General features: G+C 64.7%; 23 protein-coding genes. 12 read left to right on the top strand and 11 right to left on the bottom strand.

Translation table 11 applies throughout. The annotated features are described in order from the left end of the window. The coding region (locus JHD07_RS03340) for an ATP-binding protein (protein ID WP_291618907.1) at positions 1-1111 on the top strand (1111 nt) is incomplete at its 5' end. Continuing rightward, positions 1095-2021, top strand: a complete 927-nt coding sequence (locus tag JHD07_RS03345; protein WP_291618909.1) for a response regulator — start codon at positions 1095-1097, stop codon at positions 2019-2021. The genes JHD07_RS03340 and JHD07_RS03345, both read left to right, overlap by 17 nt. 228 nt (positions 2022-2249) lie before the next feature. On the opposite strand, the gene JHD07_RS03350 is transcribed toward JHD07_RS03345, so the two are convergent. Further along, positions 2250-3752, bottom strand: coding sequence for an NAD(P)/FAD-dependent oxidoreductase (locus JHD07_RS03350; RefSeq protein WP_291618911.1), 1503 nt, complete (start codon positions 3750-3752; stop codon positions 2250-2252). A gap of 126 nt (positions 3753-3878) precedes the next feature. Further along, positions 3879-4625 (bottom strand): trypsin-like serine protease, encoded by a 747-nt coding sequence (locus JHD07_RS03355; RefSeq protein ID WP_291618913.1) that lies wholly within the window; start codon positions 4623-4625, stop codon positions 3879-3881. A 100-nt stretch (positions 4626-4725) separates the two neighbouring features. Here JHD07_RS03355 and JHD07_RS03360 point away from each other — a divergent pair, with 100 nt between their 5' ends. Then, on the top strand, positions 4726-5361 hold the full coding sequence (locus JHD07_RS03360) for an HAD-IA family hydrolase (protein ID WP_291618915.1): 636 nt from the start codon (positions 4726-4728) through the stop codon (positions 5359-5361). 112 nt (positions 5362-5473) lie between these two features. On the opposite strand, the gene mtnA is transcribed toward JHD07_RS03360, so the two are convergent. From mtnA to JHD07_RS03380, 4 genes are all read right to left on the bottom strand, one after another. After that, the gene (gene mtnA, locus JHD07_RS03365) at positions 5474-6580 is read right to left on the bottom strand and encodes an S-methyl-5-thioribose-1-phosphate isomerase (protein ID WP_291618917.1); all 1107 of its coding nucleotides are present in this window, start codon (positions 6578-6580) and stop codon (positions 5474-5476) included. An 18-nt stretch (positions 6581-6598) separates the two neighbouring features. Next, entirely contained in the window at positions 6599-7474 is an 876-nt protein-coding gene (locus JHD07_RS03370; RefSeq protein ID WP_291618919.1) for an S-methyl-5'-thioadenosine phosphorylase, read from the bottom strand. 122 nt (positions 7475-7596) lie between these two features. Then, positions 7597-8364, bottom strand: coding sequence for a bifunctional 2-polyprenyl-6-hydroxyphenol methylase/3-demethylubiquinol 3-O-methyltransferase UbiG (ubiG, locus tag JHD07_RS03375; protein ID WP_291618921.1), 768 nt, complete (start codon positions 8362-8364; stop codon positions 7597-7599). A 14-nt stretch (positions 8365-8378) separates the two neighbouring features. After that, the gene (locus JHD07_RS03380) at positions 8379-8846 is read right to left on the bottom strand and encodes a PH domain-containing protein (RefSeq protein ID WP_291618924.1); all 468 of its coding nucleotides are present in this window, start codon (positions 8844-8846) and stop codon (positions 8379-8381) included. A 149-nt stretch (positions 8847-8995) separates the two neighbouring features. On the opposite strand from JHD07_RS03380, the gene JHD07_RS03385 reads away from it, so the two are divergent. From JHD07_RS03385 to JHD07_RS03405, 5 genes are all read left to right on the top strand, one after another. Further along, complete coding sequence (locus JHD07_RS03385; RefSeq protein WP_291618925.1) at positions 8996-10252, top strand: aspartate kinase; 1257 nt, start codon at positions 8996-8998, stop codon at positions 10250-10252. A gap of 336 nt (positions 10253-10588) precedes the next feature. Continuing rightward, on the top strand, positions 10589-12856 hold the full coding sequence (gene ptsP / locus JHD07_RS03390; protein WP_291618927.1) for a phosphoenolpyruvate--protein phosphotransferase: 2268 nt from the start codon (positions 10589-10591) through the stop codon (positions 12854-12856). A 57-nt stretch (positions 12857-12913) separates the two neighbouring features. After that, positions 12914-13999: a peptide chain release factor 1 gene (gene prfA / locus JHD07_RS03395; protein ID WP_291618930.1), complete on the top strand. Its 1086-nt coding sequence runs from the start codon at positions 12914-12916 to the stop codon at positions 13997-13999. Positions 14000-14002: 3 nt separating this feature from the next. Continuing rightward, on the top strand, positions 14003-14884 hold the full coding sequence (gene prmC, locus JHD07_RS03400) for a peptide chain release factor N(5)-glutamine methyltransferase (protein ID WP_291618932.1): 882 nt from the start codon (positions 14003-14005) through the stop codon (positions 14882-14884). Positions 14885-15346: 462 nt separating this feature from the next. Then, on the top strand, positions 15347-16144 hold the full coding sequence (locus tag JHD07_RS03405) for a DUF4167 domain-containing protein (protein ID WP_291618934.1): 798 nt from the start codon (positions 15347-15349) through the stop codon (positions 16142-16144). A 55-nt stretch (positions 16145-16199) separates the two neighbouring features. Here the strand turns inward: JHD07_RS03405 and JHD07_RS03410 are convergent, their stop codons facing one another. Further along, a complete protein-coding gene (locus tag JHD07_RS03410; protein ID WP_291618936.1) occupies positions 16200-16946 on the bottom strand; it encodes a methyltransferase domain-containing protein in 747 nt (248 codons plus the stop codon). 108 nt (positions 16947-17054) lie between these two features. On the opposite strand from JHD07_RS03410, the gene gloB reads away from it, so the two are divergent. Together gloB and JHD07_RS03420 are read left to right on the top strand one after the other, a co-directional pair. Further along, complete coding sequence (gloB, locus tag JHD07_RS03415) at positions 17055-17822, top strand: hydroxyacylglutathione hydrolase (RefSeq protein ID WP_291618938.1); 768 nt, start codon at positions 17055-17057, stop codon at positions 17820-17822. Positions 17823-17857: 35 nt separating this feature from the next. Beyond that, positions 17858-18322, top strand: coding sequence for a cupin domain-containing protein (locus tag JHD07_RS03420; protein ID WP_291618972.1), 465 nt, complete (start codon positions 17858-17860; stop codon positions 18320-18322). Positions 18323-18413: 91 nt separating this feature from the next. Here the strand turns inward: JHD07_RS03420 and JHD07_RS03425 are convergent, their stop codons facing one another. The 3 genes from JHD07_RS03425 to JHD07_RS03435 all read right to left on the bottom strand — a co-directional run bounded on the left by JHD07_RS03425 (position 18414) and on the right by JHD07_RS03435 (position 21594). After that, a complete protein-coding gene (locus tag JHD07_RS03425) occupies positions 18414-19283 on the bottom strand; it encodes an EamA family transporter (RefSeq protein ID WP_291618940.1) in 870 nt (289 codons plus the stop codon). Between the two features lie 163 nt (positions 19284-19446). Beyond that, positions 19447-20172, bottom strand: a complete 726-nt coding sequence (gene phbB, locus JHD07_RS03430; protein ID WP_291618942.1) for an acetoacetyl-CoA reductase — start codon at positions 20170-20172, stop codon at positions 19447-19449. A 243-nt stretch (positions 20173-20415) separates the two neighbouring features. Further along, a complete protein-coding gene (locus JHD07_RS03435) occupies positions 20416-21594 on the bottom strand; it encodes an acetyl-CoA C-acetyltransferase (RefSeq protein ID WP_291618944.1) in 1179 nt (392 codons plus the stop codon). Positions 21595-21907: 313 nt separating this feature from the next. On the opposite strand from JHD07_RS03435, the gene phaR reads away from it, so the two are divergent. Further along, positions 21908-22498, top strand: a complete 591-nt coding sequence (gene phaR, locus JHD07_RS03440; protein ID WP_291618946.1) for a polyhydroxyalkanoate synthesis repressor PhaR — start codon at positions 21908-21910, stop codon at positions 22496-22498. Positions 22499-22540: 42 nt separating this feature from the next. Beyond that, positions 22541-23161, top strand: a complete 621-nt coding sequence (locus JHD07_RS03445; protein ID WP_291618948.1) for a class I SAM-dependent methyltransferase — start codon at positions 22541-22543, stop codon at positions 23159-23161. A gap of 57 nt (positions 23162-23218) precedes the next feature. Here the strand turns inward: JHD07_RS03445 and JHD07_RS03450 are convergent, their stop codons facing one another. Next, positions 23219-24106 (bottom strand): branched-chain amino acid aminotransferase, encoded by an 888-nt coding sequence (locus tag JHD07_RS03450; protein WP_291618950.1) that lies wholly within the window; start codon positions 24104-24106, stop codon positions 23219-23221. Positions 24107-24368: the final 262 nt, after the last annotated feature.

Raw genomic sequence — 24368 nt, forward strand, 5'->3', positions numbered from 1 at the left:
CCAGCTCGTCGGGATGTTCCGCCTGCAGGCCGCTGCGAAGGGTATCGACTTCGTGTTCCGGCGGCCGTCACACCTGCCGCGCGTGGTCTATGCCGACGAGAAGCGGCTGCGCCAGGTGCTGATCAATTTGCTCTCCAACGCGATCAAGTTCACCCAGTCCGGCAGCGTGCAGTTCGTGGTGCACTACCGCAGCCCGGTCGCGGAGTTCGAGGTGATCGACACCGGCCCGGGTATCCGGGCCGATGATCTCGAGCGCATCTTCGCGCCGTTCGAGCGGGGGGCGCTCGGCGTCTCGCAGCCGCAGACCGGCACCGGCCTCGGGCTCACCATCAGCCGCCTGCTCGCGGGCGTCATGGGCGGCGACATCAAGGTCACGAGCACGGTCGGCACCGGCTCGACCTTCAAGGTCAAGATCCTGCTCTCGGAAGTCATCAATCCCCAGCGCATCGCGCCGGTGGAGGCGCCGGTCTCCGGCTATCACGGTGCGCGCAAGACCATCCTCGTCACCGACGATGATCCCGTGCATCGCGATCTCCTGCGCGAGGTGCTGACGCCACTCGGCTTCATCCTGCTCAGCGCGCCAGACGGCGCGGGCTGCCTTGCGCTGGCGCAGCATTGCCGGCCCGACCTTTTCCTGCTCGACATCTCGATGCCGGCCATGGACGGCTGGGCCGTCGCGGAGGCCTTGCGCGCGAACGGCCACCACCAGGCGCGCATCCTGATGGTGTCGGCAAGCGCACTCGAGGCCCACGGCGCGCCGCTGGCGCAACCCTTCCACGATGGATACCTGATGAAGCCGATCGACATCCCGCGGCTGCTGGAGACGATCCGCCAGTTGCTCAAGCTCGAGTGGCAATACGGCTCAGGCGAAGTGGCCGTGCCACTCTGGCGTCCCGAGACCGGGTCGAAGCCGCCGCAGCGGCACATCGAGGCGCTGATCGGACTGGGCCAGATCGGCTACTTCAAGGGCATCCAGCTGAAGCTGGACGAGATCGGTAGCGAGCACCCTGAACACGCCGACTTCGTCGCGCAGATGCGGTCGCTGGTCGATCGCTTCGATCTCGACCAGTACATGGCCACATTGAAGACGTTGCATGCTTATGAGCATTGAAGCGAAGAAGCGCGACGTCGCGCTCGTCGTCGACGATTCCCCGGAGACATTGCGGCTGCTCACCGACGCGCTCGACGGCGCCGGCATGACGGTGATGGTGGCGCTCGACGGCGCCGCCGCGATGCGCATCGTCGACCAGATCACGCCCGACATCGTGCTGCTCGATGCCGTGATGCCGGGCATCGACGGCTTCGAGACCTGCCGCCGGCTCAAGCGCGACGCCGGTCTCGCCAATGTCCCCGTGATCTTCATGACGGGCCTTGCCGAAACCGAGCACATCGTGCGCGGATTGGAGGCCGGCGGCGTCGACTACGTGACCAAGCCGATCGTGATCGAGGAGATGCTGGCGCGCATCCGCGTCCATCTCGGCAATGCCCGGCTGACCCAGAGCGCGCGCACCGCGCTCGATGTCTCCGGCCGCTTCCTGTTCGCGGTCAATCGCCACGGCAACGTGCTTTGGGCGACGCCGCAAGCGCAGAAGCTGCTATCCGACCATCACGGTGCACAGGCCGAGGACTTCGTCCTGCCGCCAGCGCTGCTGCAATGGCTGGAGCAGGCCAAGGCCAAGGGCAGCGCGAAGTCTCAAGCAGTCTCCCTGCCTGACAATCCGCAACTGCGACTCTACTACATGGGCGAGACCGCGCCGAACGAGTTCCTGCTGCGGCTCTCCCGGGAATCCGGCACTGCGCTGCCGCCTGAATTCAGCAGCGAGCTCGGCCTCACCACGCGCGAAGGCGAGGTGCTGGCCTGGCTGAGCAAGGGCAAGACCAACCGCGACATCGCGCAAATTCTGGGCCTCAGCCCGCGCACGGTCGACAAGCATCTGGAGCAGATCTACGCCAAGCTCGGCGTGGAGAACCGGACGGCCGCCGCGGCGATCGCGGCGAATGCGACGAGAAAGCATTCGTAAGCGGCGGGTGAACGAGTAAGAATGCCGCAACCTCAGTAAACAGTGTCGTCCCGGACAAGCGCGCCCCCTCAGGCGCGCGCCGATCCGGGACCCATACCCACAGGGAGATGTTGGGCGAAGGCTCGGAGCGGCCAGCCGGCTCCATAACCACTCCCTGTGGCTATGGGTCCCGGGCTCGCTTCGCGCCCCGGGACGACAGCGGGGTGTGGAGTGAACGTCGCCACCCGTTCAACTATACACAAACGCCCTGTCGTCGAGATCCGTCTTCGGGATCTCGTCCTTTTCGGTCCAGTAGTCCTGGCTGTGCTGCCACTCCGGCTTGTCGCCGCGCTTGGGCAGCAGATCCATGTTGCGCATCATGTAGCCGGGGTTGAAGTTCTCCGGATCGATCCAGGGCAGGATCGGCATGTTGTGGTCTTCGGGGCGCAGCTTGACCTCGACCTTCCTGGCACCTTTCGCCTTCATGTGCCCGAGCAGCCGGCAGACGAAATCGGCGACGAGATCGACCCGCAGCGTCCAGCTGGCGCGGAAATAGCCGAACACCCAGACCATGTTGGGGACGCCCGTGAACATCATGCCGCGATAGGTGACGGTGTCGCCAAAAGCGAGCGGCTTGCCGTCGATCTCGAACGCGATGTCGCCGAGCGCGGCGAGGTTGAAGCCGGTCGCAGTCACGATGATGTCGGCCTCGAGCACCTTGCCCGATTTGAGCTGAACTCCGTTCTCGACGAAGCATTCGATCTCGTCGGTCACGACCGAGGCCTTGCCGCTGGCGATGCCCTTGAACAGGTCGGCATCCGGCACGAAGGCGATGCGCTGCCGCCATGGCCGGTATTTTGGCGTGAAATGGGTCTCGACGTCGTAGTCCGGGCCGAGGATGGCGCTGATCTGGCCGATCAGCTCCTTCTTGACCTGCTCGGGCTTGGACATGCAGAGCTTCGTGAACGCATCCTGCTCAAATAGTATCTTTCGCCGCACGATCTCATGGATCCATGTTTCGTCGACCTGAAGCCGGCGCAATTCTTCGGCGATCTCGATGGCGTTACGGCCGAGCCGAAAGTAGGTCGGCGAGCGCTGCAGCATGGTGACATGCGCGCATCGGTCCGCGATGTTCGGCACCAGCGTCGCCGCCGTCGCGCCCGAGCCGATCACGACGACCTTCTTGTTCGTAAGGTCGATATCATCGGGCCAGGTCTGGGGATGAACGATGCGGCCCTTGAAGCGGTCCATGCCCTTCCACTCCGGCATATAGCCTTCCGAGTGGCGATAATAGCCCTGGCACATCCAGAGGAAATTGGCGGTGAAGGTCCTGGGCTCGCCGGTGTCAGTCGTCACCGCCTCGATGGTCCAGAGATTCTGCTCGCTCGACCAGCTGGCGGAATTGATCTTGTGCTTGTAGCGGATGTGGCGCGCGATATCGTTATCGTCGATCACCTCTTTCATATAGGAGAGGATTTCCTCAGCGGTCGCAATCGGCGGGCCGACCCACGGCTTGAAGCTGTAGCCGAAGGTGTGGAGGTCGCTGTCGGAGCGAATGCCGGGATAGCGATGTGTGCTCCAGGTGCCGCCGAACGTTTCCTGCGTCTCCAGGATGACGTAGCTCGTGCCCGGAAGCTGCTTCTGGATGTGATAGGCGCTGCCGATGCCGGAGATGCCGGCGCCGACGATCAGCACGTCGAAATGTTCAGAAGCCTGTTTGGCCGTAGCGTGACTGCGAACAGCGACATTCATTGTTGCTTCTATGCCTTGCTTGTTTTTGTGGCCGCCCTTGACCGGACGGCGCGTTTCCTCCGCGACTGGCATGATCACCCGCCGCGCTTCCGCTTCAAAATGACATAGATCAAGCCGCGGTCCAAATCACAGCGCCGCACCCCAGCTCCGCGCGGTCTGCAAGATCCAGTCGCGATAGAGCGTCAGGGGCGTCACACCGGTCAACCCGCCGCAGCCGTCGCCGGCGTTCGGTCCCGTCGCCCAGCTGATGACCCCGACAAGCACGGCTCCGTTCGGCTTGTCCTCGAACACGGGGCCACCGGAATCGCCGGTACAAGCTCCAATTCCGTCGCGAACACCGTTGGTTACGGGATCGACCAGGCGGATCTGAAGCGTGCCGGGCTGGCCCGTGACGACGAGGCCCGCGACGCGTGTGGCCCCGCCGCTCCTGCCATCACCGCGTATGGTGACCCCAGTACCGGCGATGACGAAGCGGCTACCGACCCGGATCGGAATTTGCGGCGTGCCGACCGGCACCGTCGATTTTCCCTTAAGTGGAATTTCCAGCTGCAACAGCGCCACGTCCGCACCGGCGCGATGTACCTGCGCTTTGTAGCCCGGATGGATCGCGATGGCGCGAACGTTCAGTAGTTGAGGCTCGCCTCCGCTGCGATCGACGATCTTGTAGTCCGCGCCCGCAGGCACGCAGTGCGCGCCGGTCAGTACGATCTTCGGCGCGATCAGGGTGCCCGTGCAAGAATTGCCGCGCGAGCCGACGATGGTGACGACGGCGCGCGCGACACCATCGGCCTGCGGCGTACCGCCGCCGACGATGGCATGAGCGGGTGTGGCGAGCAGCAGCGCAGTCGTGATGAACGTGGCAAGCTTCTTCATGGGAACACGTGTCGGATCGGCGGCGGCGGAACGCTTCGGACTGGCCCTTGCCGATAGCGCATGCTAGCCCTCTTGGAAAGGAATTGACGAGGGCGGAATATTGACGATTGAGGCTGTGATCTTTGATTTTGGCGGCGTGCTGACGAGCTCGCCCTTCGAAGCGTTCACGCGGTTCGAGACCGAACGCGGCCTGCCCGCCGACATCATCCGGCGCACCAACGCCGCCAATCATTTGGAGAACGCCTGGGCCAGGTTCGAGCGGGCTGAGGTGGATATCGAAACGTTCGATCGCCTGTTTGCCGAGGAGTCGCTGGCGCTCGGCGCGGAAGTGCGCGGCCGCGACGTGCTGCCGCTGCTGCAGGGCGATCTGCGTCCGGAGATGGTCGAGGCCTTGAAGCGCATCAAGGCGCAATTCAAGACCGGGTGCATCACCAACAACCTCCCTGCCAATGCGATCGGCAGCCTGACAGGGCGCTCGCTCTACATCGCCGAAGTCATGGTGCTGTTCGACCACGTCATCGAATCCGCCAAGATCGGCCTGCGCAAGCCCGACCCGCGCATCTACCAGCTGATGGTGGAGACGCTGAAGGTCGATCCGAACAAGTGCGTCTATCTCGACGATCTCGGCGTCAACCTGAAGCCCGCGCGCGAGATGGGCATGACCACGATCAAGGTGACGAGCGGCGCGCAGGCGATCGCCGAGCTCGAGAAGGCGACGGGGCTGAAGCTGGGATAGGCACCTCGTCGTTGCGAGGCACGATGCCGTAGGGTAGGCAAAGCGAAGGCGTGCCCACCACAAGCAGATGGTGGGCACGGCGCTTCAGCGCCTTTGCTCACCCTACGTGGGGCTACTCTGCCGCGGTCGCAATCCGCTCCGGAAACGCCGCCGCCAGCGACGCGCGATCCGGCTTCAACACGCCGCGCTCGGTGATGAGACCGGTGACGAGCCGTGCCGGCGTCACATCGAAAGCATAGTTCGCGACCGGCGAGCCCTCAGGCACGATACGTACCGTCTCCAGTCTTCCGTCCGCGGTGCGCCCGGTCATATCGGTCACCTCCACCGCGCTGCGCTGCTCGATCGGGATGTCACGGATGCCGTCATGAACGGCGAAATCGATCGTCGGCGACGGCAGCGCGACGTAGAACGGCACCCCGTTGTCGTGCGCGGCGAGTGCCTTCAAATAAGTGCCGATCTTGTTGCAGACATCGCCGTTGGCGGCGACACGGTCGGTGCCGACGATGGCGAGATCGACCATGCCGTGCTGCATCAGATGGCCGCCGGTATTGTCGGCGATCACCGTGTGCGGCACGCCATGATGGCCGAGCTCCCAGGCTGTCAGCGAAGCGCCCTGGTTGCGCGGGCGTGTCTCATCGACCCAGACATGGACCTTGATGCCTCGCTCATGCGCGAGATAGATCGGCGCGGTCGCCGTGCCCCAGTCGACGGTGGCGAGCCAGCCGGCGTTGCAATGCGTCAGCACGTTGACCGGGTCGCCCGGCTTCTTCGCCGCAATCGCCTCGATCAGCTTCAGGCCGTTGCCGGCGATGCCGCGGTTGATCTCGACGTCCTGCTCGACGATCTCGTCGGCCCGCGCATAGGCGGCTTCCGCTCGTTCGATTGGGTCGATCGGCGCCAGCGTCGTGCGCATCTCGTCCAGCGCCCATTTCAGATTGATCGCGGTCGGCCGCGCCACGACAAGCGTGTCATAGGCCCGTTTCAGCCCGGCGTCCGAGGCATCCTCGCGCATGGCGAGAGCCATGCCGTAAGCCGCCGTCGCGCCGATCAGCGGCGCGCCGCGCACCAGCATGTCGCGGATGGCAACGGCCGCATCCTCGCAAGAGGTCAGGCGCGCGACGATGAACTCGTGCGGCAGCCGGCGCTGATCGATCGCGCCGACCGACCAACCATCACGCTCGCGCCAGATGCTGCGGAAATGCTTGCCGTCGACCTTCATGGCATTCGGCCTTTCGTCTCAACTACGCAGGATACGCCCCGCGACCGCATCGAGCTTCTTCAGAAGCTCCGGATCGCGCGCCTCGGGCGCGGTGATCAGCGCGGTGTCGAGCGCACGGTCGGAGCCGATCGGGCATGGCTCGTGCTCGCGCGGAAAATCCTTTGCCAGCCGCGCCACCAACGCTTTGGCCTTGTCGGCGTTGGACGTCAGCACGCGGATGATGTCCTGGACGGTGACGGCGTCGTGATCGGGATGCCAGCAATCGAAATCCGTCACCATCGCGACGGTGGCGTAACAGATCTCCGCCTCACGCGCGAGCTTGGCCTCGGGCATGTTGGTCATGCCGATCACGGAATAGCCTGATGTCTTGTAGGTCATGCTTTCCGCGTAAGTTGAGAATTGCGGCCCTTCCATGCAGACATAGGTGCCGCCGCGCGCGACCGCGATGCCCTCGGCTTCCGCGGCCGCGGCCAGATGGATGCGCAGCCGCGGCGAGACCGGATGGGCCATCGACACATGGGCGACGCAGCCGCGGCCGAAGAACGAGCTCTCGCGCTTGTGGGTGCGGTCGACGAACTGGTCGACCAGAACGAAGGTCCCGGGCGGCAGTTCCTCTTTGAAGGAGCCGCAGGCCGAGAGCGAAATCAGGTCGGTGACGCCGGCGCGCTTCAGCACGTCGATATTGGCGCGGTAGTTGATGTCGGAGGGCGACAGCCGGTGGCCCTTGTCGTGCCGGGGCAGAAACACGATCGGCAGGCCGGCGATGGAGCCGCGCCTTACCGGAGCCGACGGCTCGCCCCAGGGACTTTTGATCACGTCTTCGCGCGCATCCTCGAGGCCCGGCAGGTCATAGATGCCCGAGCCGCCAATGATGCCCAATACCGCCTGCGTCATGCCCGCTCCACCCTGTCCAACGCATGTGACAGGGTAACGCTATGCCAGTTTTGCGGCGGATTTGGAACGGGGTGCAGGGTGGCGCTGTGAGCAGAAGTGACGCCGCCCGGCGCACCTCCGTCTCACACCATCCCTTCGGCGACCACCATGTAGTTCACGTCCATGTCGGACGAAAGGGACCATTTGTCGGCGAAGGGTGAGTAGACGACGCCGGTCTGCTCGGTGACGACGAGGCGGTTGTCGAGCAGGTGCTTTGCGAGCTCGTCGGGGGTGACGAATTTGTTCCATTCGTGGGTGCCGCGCGGCAACCAGCGCAGCACATATTCGGCACCGACAATGGCGAGGGCGAAGCTCTTCCAGTTGCGGTTCAGGGTCGAGACCACCATCAACCCGTTCGGCTTCAGCATCGAGGCGCAGCGCTTCAGGAAGACGCCGACGTCGGTGACGTGCTCGACCACCTCCATCGCCAGCACGATGTCGAAGCGCTCGCGCGGATCGATCTCCTCGACCGTGGTGCAGCGATAGTCGATCGGCAAATGGCTCTTGTCGGCATGCAGCTTCGCCGCGGCGATGTTGCTTTGGGAAGGATCGATGCCGATGACCTGCGCCCCCAGGCGCGACAGCGGCTCGCACAACAGGCCGGCGCCGCAGCCGATGTCGAGCACGCGCAGGGACCCGAGGCAGTTGAGGCTGCGCACGTTGCGCTCGAACTTGCGGCAGGCGGCGTCGCGGATATAGCCGAGCCGCAGCGGATTGATCCGGTGCAGCGGCGCCATCTTGCCCTTGGGGTCCCACCACTCCGCCGAGAGCTTTGAAAATTTCGCGATCTCGGCGGCGTCGACGGTCGAGCCCGGCTGGGCGGTGGCGGAAATGTTTTGCTGCATGCTCATGATTGCGCGCGGTCCTACCGCGTTGTGATCGAACTACGGAAGGCGAGCGGCGAGGCGATGGTCCTGATCGTCTCCATCCCCTCCCCGACGCCACGAATCGTCACGTCGCCGTAGTTGAGAATACGTCCAAGAATGGTCTGGTCGACGTCGACGCTCTCGACCTTGTCCAGCGCCATCTCGAAGGTCCGGCGCTTGATGAAGCCGGTCTTGTGCACGACCCTGAGGTTGGTGACGTCGGTCTCGGTGGTGAAGCGATGGAACCAGCCTTTGATGGTCCAATACAGGGCTGCCAGAGCCACGAGACCTGCGGCCCCGAGGCAAAGCAGGACGAGCCAGTCGACCATCGCCTGCCGCGACAGGATGAACAGGGCGAGAGCCACAATCCAGGCCAGGATGGCCGGAAAGTAGAAGATCCAGTGCGCATTGGTCGAATACAGCACCCGCTCGCCGGGCTGCAGGATCTCGTCGATGTAACGCGCCATGACCTCGGTTAACCCACTACCCACCTGCCCCCGCAGGAACCCGCTTGCCCCCGGCCCCGGCGCTATGTATACGCGCGGTCGGTGTCCGCGAGGCAGCCGTCCAGTGCGGGTCACCATACTGATCCTTATGAAGGAATGCACGCGTCGTCATGAGCCGCCTCGTGATGAAATTCGGCGGCACGTCCGTCGCCAATATCGAACGGATCCGCAACGTCGCACGCCATGTGAAGCGTGAGGTCGATGCCGGCCATGAAGTAGCCGTGGTCGTCTCGGCGATGGCCGGCAAGACCAACGAGCTGGTCGCCTGGTGCACCGAGGCCTCGCCGATGCACGACGCGCGCGAATACGACGCCGTCGTCGCCTCCGGCGAACAGGTGACCTCGGGTCTTCTTGCCATCGTGCTCCAGGGCATGGGCATCCAGGCCCGCTCCTGGCAGGGCTGGCAGATCCCGATCAAGACCAGCGACGCCCATGCCTCGGCCCGGATCGAGGACATCGACGGCAGCGAGATCATCAAGCGCTTCAGGGAGCGCAAGGAGGTCGCGGTCGTTGCCGGCTTCCAGGGCATCAATCCCGAGACCAATCGCATCACCACTCTCGGCCGTGGCGGCTCCGATACCTCGGCCGTGGCGATCGCCGCCGCCGTCAAGGCGGACCGCTGCGACATCTACACCGACGTCGACGGCGTCTACACCACGGACCCGCGAATCGTGCCGAAGGCCAAGAGGCTCGACAAGATCGCGTTCGAAGACATGCTGGAACTGGCCTCGCAGGGCGCCAAGGTGCTCCAGGTCCGCTCGGTGGAACTCGGCATGGTCCACAACATGCCGATCTTCGTCCGCTCGAGCTTCGACAAGCCCGAGGATATCGACCCGCATGCCAACCAGCCGCCCGGCACGCTGATCTGCAGCGAGGAGGAGATCATGGAAAGCCACGTCGTCACCGGCATCGCCTTTTCAAAGGACGAGGCCCAGATCTCGGTGCGCCAGATCGAGGACAAGCCGGGCGTGGCCGCCTCGATCTTCGGACCGCTGGCGGATGCCAACATCAATGTCGACATGATCGTGCAAAATGTTTCCGAGGACGGCAAGACCACCGACCTCACCTTCACCGTGCCGGCCGCGGACTACACCCGCGCGAAGGATACGATTACCGCCGCCAAGGCCAAGATCGGTTATGCCCGCCTCGACACCGCCACCGATGTCGCCAAGATCTCGGTGATCGGCAGCGGCATGCGCAGCCATGCCGGCGTCGCCGCCCAGGCGTTCTCGGCCCTCGCCGGGCGCAATATCAACATCCGGGCCATTACAACCTCCGAGATCAAATTCTCGGTCTTGATCGACACCGCCTATACCGAGCTTGCGGTGCGCACCCTGCACACGCTCTACGGCCTCGATCAGGCTTGAAGCGAGCCCGGCCGGAAAACCGCTTTGCGCTTTCCGGACCATGCCTGGGCTAATTTTCTCTTAGCGGTCGCAGCAAACGCTTGGGTGTACACACCTTCGCGTTTGGCAGGCGTTTTGCTTGGCAAAACAAGCCTCAATTCGCTATACGGCGGACAGGGTGGGCTGCCGCAGACTGTGTCCCAGTTCAGGCGGCGCTGATTCGGTACAATCGCTAAATCTCAAGTAGATTTGGACTTGTGCCTGCGCCGGACAAGCAATTCGGTTGTTTTTCTGGAATTTTGGGCCAGCCGCCGGCCGAAACCGCCGGGCCCGGCAGACGGAGGAGATTGACGGTTCATGCGGAGCGCGTCGGGAGGTCCCCGCGTCTTGTTGAGACGGCTCCGCGAAACCATGGCGGAGCAGGTCTCGGCCCAGGAGCGGCTGGACAAGATCGTGGTGCTGATCGCCGCCAACATGGTGGCCGAGGTTTGCTCGGTCTACGTGCTGCGCATCGACAACACGCTCGAGCTCTACGCCACCGAAGGTCTCAACCGCGAGGCGGTGCACCACACCGTGCTCAGCGCCCATGAGGGCCTGGTCGGCCTCGTTGCCAGCGAGGCGACGCCACTCAACTTAAGCGATGCGCAGAGCCACCCTGCCTTCTCGTTCCGGCCCGAGACCGGCGAAGAAATCTACCACTCGTTCCTCGGCGTGCCGATCCTGCGGGCCGGCAACACGCTCGGCGTGCTGGTGGTGCAGAACCGCGCCAAGCGCAATTATGTCGAGGAGGAGCTCGAGGCGCTCCAGACCACCGCCATGGTGCTGGCCGAGCTGATCGCCTCCGGTGAATTGTCCGCCTTGGCGCAGCCCGGCCAGGAGCCGGCCGCGCGCCATTCGGCGCAGAAGGTCGGCGCGATCCTGTCGGAAGGCATCGCGCTCGGCCACGTCGTGCTGCACGAGCCGCGCGTCGTCATCAAGGACTATATCGCCGAGGACCTGCCGAAGGAGATCAAGAGGCTCGACACAGCGCTCACCAAGCTGCGGGCCGATCTCGACCGTATGCTGGAGCGCGGCGACGTAGCCGAAGGCGGCGAGCACCGGGAGGTGCTGGAAGCCTACCGCATGTTCGCCAACGACCAGGGCTGGTCGCACAAGCTGCACGAGGCGGTCGCCACCGGCCTCACCGCGGAAGCCGCGGTCGAGCGCGTGCAGTCGGACACCCGCGCGCGCATGCTGCGCTCGACCGATCCCTATCTGCGCGACCGGCTGCATGACCTCGAGGATCTCGGCTACCGCCTGATGCGGCAATTGGTCGGCCAGGATCACGCGCCCTCACGCGAGCAATTGCCCGACAACGCCATCGTCATCGCCCGCGCGATGGGCCCGGCGGCGCTGCTCGACTACGACCGCAAGCGTCTGCGCGGCATCGTGCTGGAGGAAGGCACTGCCAATTCCCACGTCTCCATCGTGGCGCGCGCGCTCGGCATCCCCGCGGTCGGCGAAGTGCCGAACGCGCCCGGCATCGCCGATCCCGGCGACGCCATCATCGTCGACGGCACCTCGGGTTCGATCTATGTGCGGCCGTCGCAGGAAGTCGAGGCCGCCTTCGCGGAGCGCGTGCGCTTCCGTGCCCGCCGTCAGGCGCAATATCTTGCGCTGCGCGACCGGCCCTGCGTCACCAAGGACGGCCAGAAGGTCGAGCTGATGATCAACGCGGGACTCGCCATCGACCTGCCGCATATCGAGGACACCGGCAGCGCCGGCATCGGCCTGTTCCGCACTGAGCTGCAATTCATGGTGGGCCAGAGCCTGCCGCGCACCAGCGACCAGCTTGCGCTCTATCGCACCGTGCTGGATGCCGCAGGCCCCAAGCCTGTGACCTTCCGCACGCTCGATATCGGCGGCGACAAGGCGCTGCCCTATATGGAAGCGGTGATCGAGGAAAATCCCGCGCTCGGCTGGCGCGCGATCCGGCTCGGGCTGGATCGTCCCGGCCTGTTGCGCGGCCAGATCCGCGCGCTGCTGCGTGCCGGCGGCGGTCGCGCCCTACGCATCATGTTCCCGATGATCTCGGAGGTTGCCGAGTTCGATTCGGCCAAGGCACTTGTCGAGCGCGAGTTGACATATCTGCGCCAGCACGGCCACACGCTGCCTGAACGAATCGACATCGGCACCATGGTCGAGGTGCCGGCGTTGCTGTACCAGCTCGACGAGCTCCTGAAGAAGGTAGACTTCATCTCGGTTGGCTCCAACGATCTGTTCCAGTTCCTGTTCGCGGTCGACCGCGGCAACGCCAAGGTTTCCGAGCGTTTCGACACCATGTCGGCGCCGATCCTGCGCGCGCTCCGCGACATCGCGCGCAAGTCCCATGCGGCAAAGAAGTCGCTCTCGCTCTGCGGCGAGATGGCGTCGAAGCCGATCGGCGCGCTGGCGCTGATCGCACTCGGCTACCGGTCGCTGTCGCTCTCGGCAACCGCGCTCGGCCCGGTCAAGGCCATGGTGCTCGATCTCGACGCCAAGAAGGCCGAAGCGATGCTTGGCCCGCTGCTGGACGCGCCGGCGGGCAGCGTCTCGATCCGCCAGAAGCTGACGGAATTTGCCGAGGCCGAAGGCCTGGCCTTGTAGCGAACCTGCCGCCGCTTTCCGCCGCCGCGCCTCCTTCCACTCGTTGAGACTGAACCGATGTCGTCACTCCCCGAAGCCAAACTGGACGTCCTGCTCGCGCACCACGCCTCGCTCGAGGCCGAATCGCTCGGACAGCTCGCCTCAGAGCGTTACGTGCAGATCACGCGCGAGCTCGCCGAGATCACCCCGCTGATCGAGGCGGTGAAGACCTATCGCTCCGCGGTCAAGGAGCTCGCGGACACCGAGGCGCTGATCGCCGATCCCGCGACCGATGCCGAGATGCGCGGCATGGCGGAAGCCGAGCGCGACGCGCTGGCGCCGAAAATCGAGGAGCTGGTCCAGAAGATCCGCGTCGCGCTGCTGCCCAAGGACGCCATGGACGACCGCAACGTCATGCTGGAAATCCGCGCCGGCACCGGGGGTGACGAGGCCTCGCTGTTCGCCGGGGACCTGTTCCGGATGTACGAGCGCTTCGCCAGCCTTCAGGGCTGGAAGGTCGAGGTGATCTCGGTGAGCGAAGGCACCGTCGGCGGCTACAAGGAAATCATCGCGGAAGTGCAGGGACGCGGCGCGTTCTCCAAGCTGAAGTTCGAATCCGGCGTGCACCGGGTGCAGCGCGTGCCCGATACCGAGACGCAAGGGCGCATCCACACCTCGGCCGCGACGGTGGCCGTGCTGCCGGAGGTCGAGGACGTCGACGTCGACATCAAGAACGACGACCTGCGAATCGAGACCATGCGCGCGCAAGGAGCGGGCGGCCAGCACGTCAACAAGACCGAATCGGCGATCCGCATCACCCACATCCCGACCGGCATCGTCGTGATGATGCAGGACAGCCGCTCGCAGCACAAGAACCGCGCCTCGGCCATGAACATCCTGCGCTCGCGCATCTACGACGCCGAGCGCCAGCGCGTCGACGCCGCCCGTTCGGCGGAGCGCAAGGAGAAGGTCGGCTCCGGCGACCGCTCCGAACGCATCCGCACTTATAATTTCCCGCAAGGCCGCGTCACCGACCACCGCATCAACCTCACGCTCTACAAGCTGCCTCAGGTGATCGCGGGCGAAGCGCTGGGCGAATTGATCGACGCACTGACGACCGAGCATCAGGCCGCACAGCTCGCCGCCCAGGGCGCGGCGGCCTGAAGCGTGAGCGACCCCTTCACCGGACAATCGATAGAGGGCGCGCGGCGCGCGCTGTCCGTGCAACTGAGATCGGCAGGGCTCGACGACGCCGAACTCGACGCGCGCATCCTGATCGGGGCCGCGCTCGGCCTCGACCTCACCGGCCTGATCGCGCAGGCGGCCCGCCCTCTCACCGCGGCCGAAGCATCGCGGCTCGCGCAGCACGCCCAACGCCGCATCGCCGGAGAGCCGGTGGCGCGCATCCTCGGGACGCGCGAATTCTGGGGGTTGCCGCTACGCTTGTCGGAAGCAACCCTGGTCCCCCGCCCCGACACCGAGACCGTGGTCGAGCTTGCGCTCGAAGTCCTTCGCGAGCGGCAGGCATCTCACCCGCCACGCATTGCCGACATCGGCACCGGATCGGGCGCGATCCTGCTCGCGCTGCTGCACGAAATTCCGGATGCGTCCGGTGTCGGCACCGATCTCAGCCAGACCGCGCTCAGGACCGCCAGGGACAATGCTGTCGCGCTCGGCCTCGCCGACCGTGCCGGCTTCATCGCCTGCTCCTACGCCGCGGCGCTCGGTGGCCCGTTCGACCTCATCGTCTCGAATCCGCCCTATATTCCCTCGGCTGAAATTCCGAAATTGAGTGTCGAGGTGCGCGAGCACGATCCGCATCTGGCGCTCGACGGCGGCAATGACGGATATGACGCCTATCGCGCTCTGATCCCGCAGGCGAGCGAGCGTCTCGCCCCCGGCGGAGCCCTGATCGTCGAGGCCGGACAGGGCCAGGCCGAGAATATTGAAACCTTGATGAGGGGTGCCGCGTTATCGGTAGACAGGTCCCCCAAAGCCGACCTGGCGGGCATTCCGCGGGCCGTGTCGGCCCGAAAAATGCCTCCATAAAAGCCGGATTGGGCTGCAAAAAACCTCTTGGAATATCGCCTGGGAACGACTACGTTCCGCTCAACACATCGGTGCCGGCCCCGTAGACCTACGGGCGAAAGCCGGGCTCTCGGGCGAGAGCTTTACTGATTAAAGGTTCCAAGCCGCAGGTCCTGTTGAGCGCGATAGCCATTGGAGCTGCGCTGCTCTCCGACCGCAAAGTGAACGAAAGCCTGATATTGCGCCGAAACACTTACGCAAGACTGCAGGGCTTGTTTCGGCAAGCGAAATGAATGGGTTCGCTGGCAATGGATGCTGGCGGGTGGGGAACGCGTCTTTGTTGAACGCGACGGTCGACGAACATTTGCAGGGTTCGATCCCTCCTGTGCGCAGTGCGCGCGCTAGATGTGCGCCGCTGTCACCAAGTCACTCCTAGCAATCAGTAATGCGTGCAACCTTTAGGGCTGGAATTAAAGGCAGGACATGAGAAACGGTCAAAACAAGCAGCGGATGCGCAACCGCAACAACAATAACAACAACAACCGGCGCGGCCAGAACCCGATGACCCGGGTTTACGAGTCCAACGGACCTGACATCAAGATTCGCGGCACCGCTTCGCACATCGCCGAAAAGTACCTCCAGCTTGCCCGTGACGCGCGCTCCTCCGGAGACCCCGTTGCCGCCGAGAACTACTATCAGCACGCCGAGCATTATTTCCGCCTGATCGCGGCGGCCCAGGAGCAGTTCCGCCAGAACCAGCAGCCGCGCGGCGACGAGCCCGTCAGCACAAGCGACGACAGCGAGGACGACGGCGAGAATTTCTCGGCTTTCGGCCAGGAGCCGGGCTTCGTCCCGCAGCCCCAGCAGCAGCCCTTCATGCGCGACCGCGACGGCCAGCGCGATCACCACCAACGTGATCACCAGCCGCGCGACAATCAGCAGCAGCCCTATCAACGCGACAATCAGCAGCCGCGCGAGCATCGCGAACGCGAGCATCGTCCGCAGCCGCAATATCAGCCGCAACCTGCGAATCAACCGCAGCCCGTCATCGCCGATGCCGGCGGCGTCGACCGCCTTCCCTCGTTCATCACCGGCGCGCAGCCTCAGGTGAGCGGCGGTGCGAGTGGCGGCGTGAACGGAGCTGCAAATGGCGGTCAGGGCGGTTTCGAGGGCGGTGGCGGCGAGCGCTATCCGCGCCGGCGCCGGCGGCCGCATGGTCCGCGCCCCGAGCGCGAAGCCGCGCCAGTCGCCTCCAGCGACGAAGTCGCCCCGGGCGAGTAGCCACGTCTGATCTCCCGATCTGCAATCGTCCCGGCCTCGCGCCGGGACGATTGTTTCAGCTGCGTGTCACCGTGTTTGACGACGGCACCAGCACTGGCTTGGCCAGCGAGGGAATCAGCCGTGCGCGCTCGCGCTTGGCGGGGATCGCGCGGTAGACCTGCTTGGTCGCCTCCACGATATGGACGCCGGCAAAGGGCAGCGACAACGCGACGCCGGCACGCTCCCACATCTGGGCCGATCTCAAGACCCAGCCACCGGCATAAGGCGGCATGAACAGCGCCTCGCCCCAGGCGGTGGGCGTGAACCAGGTCTGGCGCAGCAGCTCGGTGATCTGCGAGCGCGAATAGGGCCGGCCGTGGCCGAACGGCGTGCTGTCGGTACGGGTCCACACGCCCCGCCGATTCGGGATCACGGCGATGACGCGCCCCGACGGCGACAGCACGCGCCACACCTCGCGCAGCAACGCGGCCGGATCGTCCGACATCTCGAGCGCGTGCACCAAGAGGATGCGGTCGACCGCGGCGTCGGGAAGCGGCAGCGAGAATTCGTCCACCAGCGAGGCCAGCGCCGGCCGTCCTGTCGGCCATTTCAGGACGCCCTGGGCCGCCGGCATGAAGGCGATGCAGCGCTCGGCATCCTCGCGGAACAATCCGAGGTAAGGCGTGGGGTAGCCGATCCCGAGCACGCGCTGGCCCTTGGCGCCCGGCCAGCGCTCCCGGATGCCGCGATTGATCATTTGCCGCGCCACGATCCCGAGGCGGCGCGAATAAAACTCGCGAAGGTCGACGACGTCGATGGTCATGACCGCAATGTAACATGCGCCGGACCGCGCCCGCGCGCGGAATATTGCATTGCCTGCGCAACGTTAACGCCATATTTGTCGGGCGGGGCTGAGCGCGATGGAGATGACATGGCCGCCGAAATTCGTACTTTCAGCTGTTTAAACGACAATTTCGGTTATCTGATCCACGACGTGGAAACCAAGGCGACCGCGTCGATCGACGCGCCGGAGGCCGGCCCGATCCTGAAGGCACTGGAGCGCGAGGGCTGGCAGCTGACCGACATCCTGATCACCCATCATCACGGCGATCATGTCGGCGGGGTCGCCGAACTCAAGCAGAAATACAATTGCCGCGTCGTCGCGCCGCACGACAAGACGACCGAGATCGCGAATGTCGATCTGCGCGTCGCCAATGCCGACGTGGTCAAGATCGGCAATCTGCTGGCGCGCGTGGTGGAGACGCCCGGCCATACGCTCGACCACGTCTCCTACGTGTTCGACAACGAGAAGACGGTGTTCGCGGCCGACACGCTGTTCTCGATCGGCTGCGGCCGCGTGTTCGAGGGCACCTATCCGATGATGTGGGATTCGCTGCTGAAGCTGCGGGCGCTCCCCGACGACTTCAAGCTCTATTGCGGCCACGAATACACGGCGTCCAACGTCAAGTTCGCGCTCACCATCGAGCCGGACAATGCCGCGCTGCAGGCGCGCGCCGCCGAGGTGGCGAAGCTGCGAGCCGAGAACAAGCCCACGATTCCCTCACTGCTTGGTGACGAGAAGCGAGCAAATGTGTTCCTGCGGGCTGATGCACCCGAGGTCGCAGCCAGGCTACACATGAAGGGCGCAGAAGCCGCCGCGGTGTTCGGCGAACTGCGCGAGCGCAAGAATAAATCCTGAAGCACAAGTCCTGAAGAACGATTCTGATGGGATCGATGCCGACCGCAGCCGAGATCATCGCGCGCCTCGAACTCCGCCCGCATCCCGAAGGCGGGCATTATCGCGAGACGTTCCGCGATCAGGCCACGGACGCCAACGGGAGATCGCGCTCGACCCTGATCTACTTCCTGCTCGCACGCGGCGAGCGCTCGCACTGGCACCGCGTCGATGCGGTCGAGACTTGGCATTATTATGCCGGCAGCCCGCTGACGCTTCGTATCGCGCATGAGGGCTGCACGCAGCACGAGGTGCGGCTCGGCAGCGACCTGATCGGCGGCGAACGGCCCCAGGCCATCGTACCGGCGCAGGCTTGGCAGATGGCGGAGACGACGGGCGAGTGGACGCTGGTCGGCTGCACCGTGGCGCCCGCATTCGAGTTCGCAGGCTTCGAGCTCGCGCCAAAGGGCTGGGAGCCGGAACTCCACTGTCATTCCGGGGCGCAGCGCAGCGGCGAGCTATGATGCGCAATTGCGCATCTGAGAATCCATTTCACCACCATTGACGCGGACAGATGGATTCCGGGCTCGCGCTTCGCGCGCCCCGGAATGACGATTACCTTTTCCTGAGCACCATGTCCTTGGCCGCGATCAGGCCGCCGCCGGCAATAAGGATCGCAGCAAGCGCGATGCTGGCGCTGGCCTTGGCAAAACCTGCCGCGATGAGGAAGCCGGTCGAGAGCAGCGGCGTCGCGTAGGAGGCGGCGCCGAGCACGCGGATATCGCCGCGCTTCATGCCGATGTCCCAGGCGTAGAAGGCGGCACCGACAGGGCCGATGCCGAGCGCGATCACCGAGAGCCATTGCAGCGTGGTCTCTGGCCACACCGTGGTTTCAAGCAAACCATGCATCAGCGCGGCCAGCACGGCCGTGGCGAGGCAGAACCCCGCGACCGCGTCGGTCGGCACCGCTTTCAACCAGCGCGACAGCACCGAATAGATGGCCCAGACGAACGCGGCGATGAAAGCCGCGATCAATCCCGGCACCGCGCCCGGCGCGAAGCCGGAGGTGTTGCCGGCGAACAGCAGCACGGTGCCGACGAGGCCGAGCACGGCGCCGATGATGTGATGCGCGGCCAGCCGCTCGCCGGGCAGGAACGACGAGAACAGCACGATCAGGAGCGGCCACAGGTAATTCAGAAGGCCGGCTTCGGCCGGCGGTGCGAAGCGTAGCGCGAGAAAATAGAGCGCGTGGTAGCCGAACAGGCCGCCGACGCCGACGACCCAGACGACGAGCGGCTGACGCAGGCTTTTCGCCGCCTCGCTCCGCCCGATCCAGGTGAGCAGGCCGACGAGACCGCCGATCGCAAACGTCATCGCGGCGAGCTGAAACGCCGGGATCCTGCCGGTCGCCACCGTCATCACCGACAGCAGCGACCACATCAGGATCGCGGTCAACCCGATCAGCGTCGCGTTGCGGGGAGTCATTCCAGGAGCCTCGTCATTCCGGGGCGGCTCGAAGAGCCGAACCCGGAACCTCGAGATTCCGGGCTCGCCGCTGGCGCGGCGCCCCGGAATGACAGGGGATCACGCCCGGGACAAGCCCGGGCGTGACGGCCTGGAAAATATCAACCCACGTGATGCGATCGCATCACACCATGTACTGGCCGCCATTGACCGTCAGGGTCGAGCCAGTGATGAAGCCGGACTCGTCGGCGGCGAGGAAGACGACGGCGCGCGCGATCTCCTCGGGCTCGCCGAGCCGGTTGGTCGGGATCTGCGGGATCACGTTCTTCTCCAGCACGTCCTTCGGCACCGCCTGCACCATCTCGGTGTTGATGTAGCCGGTGCAGATCGCGTTCACGGTGATGCCGCCCTTGGCGTTCTCCAGCGCGAGCGCCTTGGTGAAGCCGATGTCGCCGGCCTTCGCCGCGGAATAGTTGACCTGGCCGAACTGCCCCTTCTGGCCGTTGATCGACGAGATCGAGATGATGCGGCCGAACTTGCGTGCGCGCATGCCTTCGATGACTTGGCGCGTCATGTTGAACAGCGAACCCAGATTGGTGTTGATGACGGCGTTCCACTGCTCCAGCGTCATCTTGTGAAAGGCGGTATCGCGGGTGATGCCGGCATTGTTGACGAGCACCTCGATCGGACCGAGATCGGCCTCGACCTTCTTCACGCCCTCGGCGCAGGCCTCGAAATTGCTGACGTCCCATTTGTAGACGGTAATGCCGGTCTCGGCCTTGAACTTCTCGGCTGCCGCGTCGTTGCCGGCATAGCTCGCCGCAACCTTGTAGCCGGCGGCCTTCAGCGCCTTGCTGATCGCAGCACCGATGCCCCGCGTACCACCCGTCACCAATGCAACCCGTGCCATGTCGTATTCCCTTCCCTTGGACTCTTCGGACGTTTCTGACGTACTCGTTTTTAGCTACGGATTATGCGGTTGGTTTGACGGACATCAAGAACAAAACGCCCGGCATCGAGCCGGGCGTTTTTCTTTAGTCGAGGCTTGCGCGGTTGCGAAGAATATTTGATTTGCAACCGCTGCCTTTTTAGTCGCGTGCAACGCACCAGCTGACGTGTGCGGCGCACGCGTCAGCTGCGTGTCAGGGCGTCGTCAGTCGCGCGCCAGACACATCGCGATACCCATGCCGCCGCCGATGCAAAGCGTGGCGAGGCCCTTCTTCGAATCGCGCTTCTGCATTTCGTGCAGCAGCGTCACCAACACGCGTGCGCCGGACGCGCCGACCGGATGGCCGATCGCGATCGCACCGCCGTTGACGTTGACCTTGGAGGTGTCCCAGCCGAGGTCCTTGTTGACGGCGCAGGCCTGCGCCGCAAAGGCTTCGTTCGCCTCGATCAAGTCGAGGTCGCCGACGCTCCAGCCGGCCTTCTTCAGCGCCGCACGCGAGGCCGGGATCGGGCCCGAGCCCATGATCTTCGGATCGACGCCGGCCTGAGCCCAGGACACGATGCGCGCGAGCGGCTTCTTGCCTTCCTTGGCCGCCTGCTTGGCGGTCATCAGCACCACGGCAGCCGCGCCGTCATTGATGCCGGAGGCCGACCCGGCGGTCACCGTGCCGTCCTTCTCGAAGGCGGGCTTGAGCTTCGCCATCGCGTCGAGGGTGGCGCCATGACGCGGATATTCGTCGGCACTGACGACGACGTCGCCCTTGCGGGTCTTGATGGTGACGGGGACGATCTCGTCGTTGAACTTGCCGGCCTTCTGCGCAGCCTCCGCCTTCTGCTGCGAGGCGACCGCGAACTCATCCTGCTGGGCGCGCGTGATCTGCCACTGCCGTGCGACGTTCTCGGCGGTGTTGCCCATGTGGTAGCCGTTGAAGGCGTCCCACAGGCCGTCCTTGATCATGGTGTCGACCAGCTCGAGGCCGCCCATCTTGACGCCGCCGCGCAGATGCTGGGCGTGCGGTGCCATGCTCATGGATTCCTGGCCGCCGGCAACCACGATTTCGGAATCGCCGTTGAGCAGCGCCTGATAGCCGAGCGCGACCGTGCGCAGGCCCGAGCCACACAGCTGGTTCACGCCCCAGGCCGGGCTCTCCACTGGGATGCCGGCGGCGATCGACGCCTGACGGGCCGGGTTCTGGCCTTGGGCGGCGGTCAGGATCTGACCCATGATGACTTCGGAGACCCGGCCGGGCTCGATGCCACCACGCTCCAGCGCGGCCTTGATGGCAATGGCGCCGAGGTCATGGGCGGGAAGGGTCGCGAACGCTCCGTTGAAGCTTCCGACCGGGGTGCGGGCGGCGCTGACGATGACGACATCGTCTGACATGGGGCATCTCCTGGGGCTTGAGGTTCTTGTGAAGGGCAGGCGGGGCTGGAAAAGCGATCGCCAGTCTTGTCAGCCATCCTGTTAACGTCGTTGAGGCATGTCAATCGGCGGGCCGCCGAATTCATACCGCACCGCATTCAAAATAGCGTTCTTGGCGCTTTCGCAAGCACGATTTTGCTCTGCGATTAACCGTGCCGCACAAAACGGTAGCGTGAGCCCTTTGAAAATGCTTATTTTGTTGCGTTGCGTACTCTTCCCGCCCTGCGGCATTGCCCGGCAGGTTCCCGTTCTCCGCGTTTGCAAGTGAGAGCCCATGGCGAAATCAGACCAACCCACCACCATCAAGAAATACGCGAACCGCCGGCTCTACAACACCGGAACGAGCACCTATGTGACGCTGGAAGACCTCGCCGCCATGGTCAAGGACGGAGAAGATTTCCTGGTCTATGACGCCAAGACCGGCGACGACATCACCCGCTCCGTCCTCGCCCAGATCATTTTCGAGCAGGAGAACAAGGCCGGCCAGAACCTGTTGCCGACCACCTTCCTGCGCCAGCTGATCCGCTTCTATGGCGACAGCATGCAGATGGTGGTGCCGAAATATCTGGAGCAGTCGATCGCGACCTTGACCCAGGAACAGGAGAAGTTCCGCAAGCAGATTGCCAACACCCTGTCCGGCACTCCCTTTGCTCCCTTGGAAGAACAAGTCCGCCGCAACATGGAGCTGTTCCAGCAGACCTTCTCGATGTTCAAGCCGTTCGCTGCGCCCCGGTCGGCCACCACTCCGGAACCGGCGCCCGATGCGAGTGCCGAGGCGCCCAAGGACACCAATATCGACGAACTGCGCCAGCAGATGAAGGAAATGCAGGAACGCCTCGAGCGGATGTCGAAGAAGGAAGAGTAGCTTTTTATGCGCGCCGGCTCCGCGCGAGCCGGAGGACGAGCCTTGTCTGACCGAAGCACGCATTGGGACCAGGTCTACGCCACCAAGGGCGAGGCCGAGGTCAGCTGGTATCAGGACAGCCCTGCGATCTCCCTGGCGATGATTCGCACAGCCGGCTCCGATCGTGACACGGCCATCGTCGATATCGGCGGCGGCGCATCGCGGCTGGTCGATGCGTTGTTGCAAAACGGATATGGCGATCTCGCCGTCCTGGATCTTTCTGCCAACGCTCTCGAGGCGGCGAGGAAGCGCATCGGTCCGGCCGCTTCGACGGTCGACTGGATCGTGGCCAATGCCACGACATGGCACCCGACCAAGACCTACGATGTCTGGCACGATCGCGCAGCGTTTCACTTCCTGACCGACCCGCGCGACAGGGCGGCTTACGTCGAGCGCCTGCGGTCGGCGCTAGCGCCCGGCGGACAAGTCATCATCGGCACGTTCGCGCCCGATGGTCCGGAGAAATGCAGCAGCCTGCCGGTTCAGCGACACGACAGCACGAGCCTCGCAGCGGAACTGGGACCGGAGTTCAAGCTGGTGGAGACGCGCAGCGAGACGCATCGCACGCCGTGGGATTCCACGCAGGCGTTTCAGTTCAGCCGGTTTACGCGCCGCGGCTCGTAAGCGGCGCCCGCACGATCCACAAATTCGCAATGACGGAGTACGCGGAAGCAGCTGGGCCTACGCCGCCAGCTTCACCGCATGCGCAAAGTCCCAATAGAGTTTGCGCGCCCTCGTGTAGAACGGCCCCGGCTTCAGCTCGCGCTCGTCGATGCGGATCACGGGCGCGACCTTTGCGAAATTGCCGGAGGAAAAAATTTCGTCGGCGGCGAGAAAATCGGGATAGCGTAGCGTCTTTTCGACCACGGTGACGCCGTCGGCGCGAAGCAGGCTGATGACGCGCTGGCGCGTGATGCCGTTGAGGAAGGTGCCATTCGGCACCGGCGTGAAGACGACGCCGTCCTTGGCCATGAACACGTTGGAATTGCCGAACTCGGCGACGTTGCCGAGCATGTCGAGCATCAGCGCGTTCTGGAAGCCGCGGGAAGCTGCCTCCGCGAGCGCGCGGGAATTGTTCGGGTACAGGCAGGCGGCCTTCGCTTCCACCGGCGCGCATTCGGCCGTGGGCCTACGAAACGGTGACAGGGTGATGGCATTGCCGACGGGTTTTGGCATCGGCGCCTCGTAGATGCACAGGCACCAATTGGTGGTTTCGGGGTCGAACAGCACGCCGCCGCCCGAACCGTTCTGCGCCCAATACATCGGACGGATATAGAGCTCGGCATTCGCCGCAAAGCGGGCAATGCCTTCGTTCGCGAGCGCCAGCCAGGTACCGGTGTCGACCACCGGCTTCAAACCGAAATTGACCGCGGACTGGTTGACGCGGGCGACGTGGCAGTCGAGATCGGGCGCCACACCCTCGAACGCGCGCGCGCCATCGAATACGATGGACCCGAGCCAGGCCGCATGCGTTCGCGGTCCCATGATCGGCACGTTGCCGTCGTGCCATTTGCCTTCGAAGAAGGTCCAGCTCGGCGAATATGCGATGGGCTTCTTGATCTCGGCCATATCAGGCCTCCCCTTGGAACCATGCAGCACTATTGTCCCAATTTCTAAACGATTTGCTGCGGGGACTTGGTGAGTTACCCTCTCCCCTTGTGGGAGAGGGTGGCTCGTCGCGTAGCGGCGAGACGGGTGAGGGGTATCCATCCGCGAGCTCATCTGCGGATAAACCCCCTCATCCGGCGCCATAGCCGAGGCTTCGCCTCGGCGTTCTTAGGACGGCGGCCGAAGGCCGCCTATCCCACAAGGGGAGAAGGTAGAATCCATG

The organism is Bradyrhizobium sp. (assembly GCF_016462955.1).
GTDB lineage: Bacteria > Pseudomonadota > Alphaproteobacteria > Rhizobiales > Xanthobacteraceae > Bradyrhizobium.

What these genes read in the sequence shown, in the direction of transcription:
- JHD07_RS03345 (WP_291618909.1), top strand. Translation starts at nt 1,095, where the DNA reads ATGCTTATGAGCATTGAAGCGAAGAAGCGCGACGTCGCGCTCGTCGTC.
- JHD07_RS03350 (WP_291618911.1), bottom strand. Translation starts at nt 3,752, where the DNA reads ATGAATGTCGCTGTTCGCAGTCACGCTACGGCCAAACAGGCTTCTGAA.
- JHD07_RS03355 (WP_291618913.1), bottom strand. Translation starts at nt 4,625, where the DNA reads ATGAAGAAGCTTGCCACGTTCATCACGACTGCGCTGCTGCTCGCCACA.
- mtnA (WP_291618917.1), bottom strand. Translation starts at nt 6,580, where the DNA reads ATGAAGGTCGACGGCAAGCATTTCCGCAGCATCTGGCGCGAGCGTGAT.
- JHD07_RS03370 (WP_291618919.1), bottom strand. Translation starts at nt 7,474, where the DNA reads ATGACGCAGGCGGTATTGGGCATCATTGGCGGCTCGGGCATCTATGAC.
- ubiG (WP_291618921.1), bottom strand. Translation starts at nt 8,364, where the DNA reads ATGAGCATGCAGCAAAACATTTCCGCCACCGCCCAGCCGGGCTCGACC.
- JHD07_RS03380 (WP_291618924.1), bottom strand. Translation starts at nt 8,846, where the DNA reads ATGGCGCGTTACATCGACGAGATCCTGCAGCCCGGCGAGCGGGTGCTG.
- JHD07_RS03385 (WP_291618925.1), top strand. Translation starts at nt 8,996, where the DNA reads ATGAGCCGCCTCGTGATGAAATTCGGCGGCACGTCCGTCGCCAATATC.
- ptsP (WP_291618927.1), top strand. Translation starts at nt 10,589, where the DNA reads ATGCGGAGCGCGTCGGGAGGTCCCCGCGTCTTGTTGAGACGGCTCCGC.
- prfA (WP_291618930.1), top strand. Translation starts at nt 12,914, where the DNA reads ATGTCGTCACTCCCCGAAGCCAAACTGGACGTCCTGCTCGCGCACCAC.
- JHD07_RS03405 (WP_291618934.1), top strand. Translation starts at nt 15,347, where the DNA reads ATGAGAAACGGTCAAAACAAGCAGCGGATGCGCAACCGCAACAACAAT.
- JHD07_RS03410 (WP_291618936.1), bottom strand. Translation starts at nt 16,946, where the DNA reads ATGACCATCGACGTCGTCGACCTTCGCGAGTTTTATTCGCGCCGCCTC.
- gloB (WP_291618938.1), top strand. Translation starts at nt 17,055, where the DNA reads ATGGCCGCCGAAATTCGTACTTTCAGCTGTTTAAACGACAATTTCGGT.
- JHD07_RS03420 (WP_291618972.1), top strand. Translation starts at nt 17,858, where the DNA reads ATGCCGACCGCAGCCGAGATCATCGCGCGCCTCGAACTCCGCCCGCAT.
- JHD07_RS03425 (WP_291618940.1), bottom strand. Translation starts at nt 19,283, where the DNA reads ATGACTCCCCGCAACGCGACGCTGATCGGGTTGACCGCGATCCTGATG.
- phbB (WP_291618942.1), bottom strand. Translation starts at nt 20,172, where the DNA reads ATGGCACGGGTTGCATTGGTGACGGGTGGTACGCGGGGCATCGGTGCT.
- JHD07_RS03435 (WP_291618944.1), bottom strand. Translation starts at nt 21,594, where the DNA reads ATGTCAGACGATGTCGTCATCGTCAGCGCCGCCCGCACCCCGGTCGGA.
- phaR (WP_291618946.1), top strand. Translation starts at nt 21,908, where the DNA reads ATGGCGAAATCAGACCAACCCACCACCATCAAGAAATACGCGAACCGC.
- JHD07_RS03450 (WP_291618950.1), bottom strand. Translation starts at nt 24,106, where the DNA reads ATGGCCGAGATCAAGAAGCCCATCGCATATTCGCCGAGCTGGACCTTC.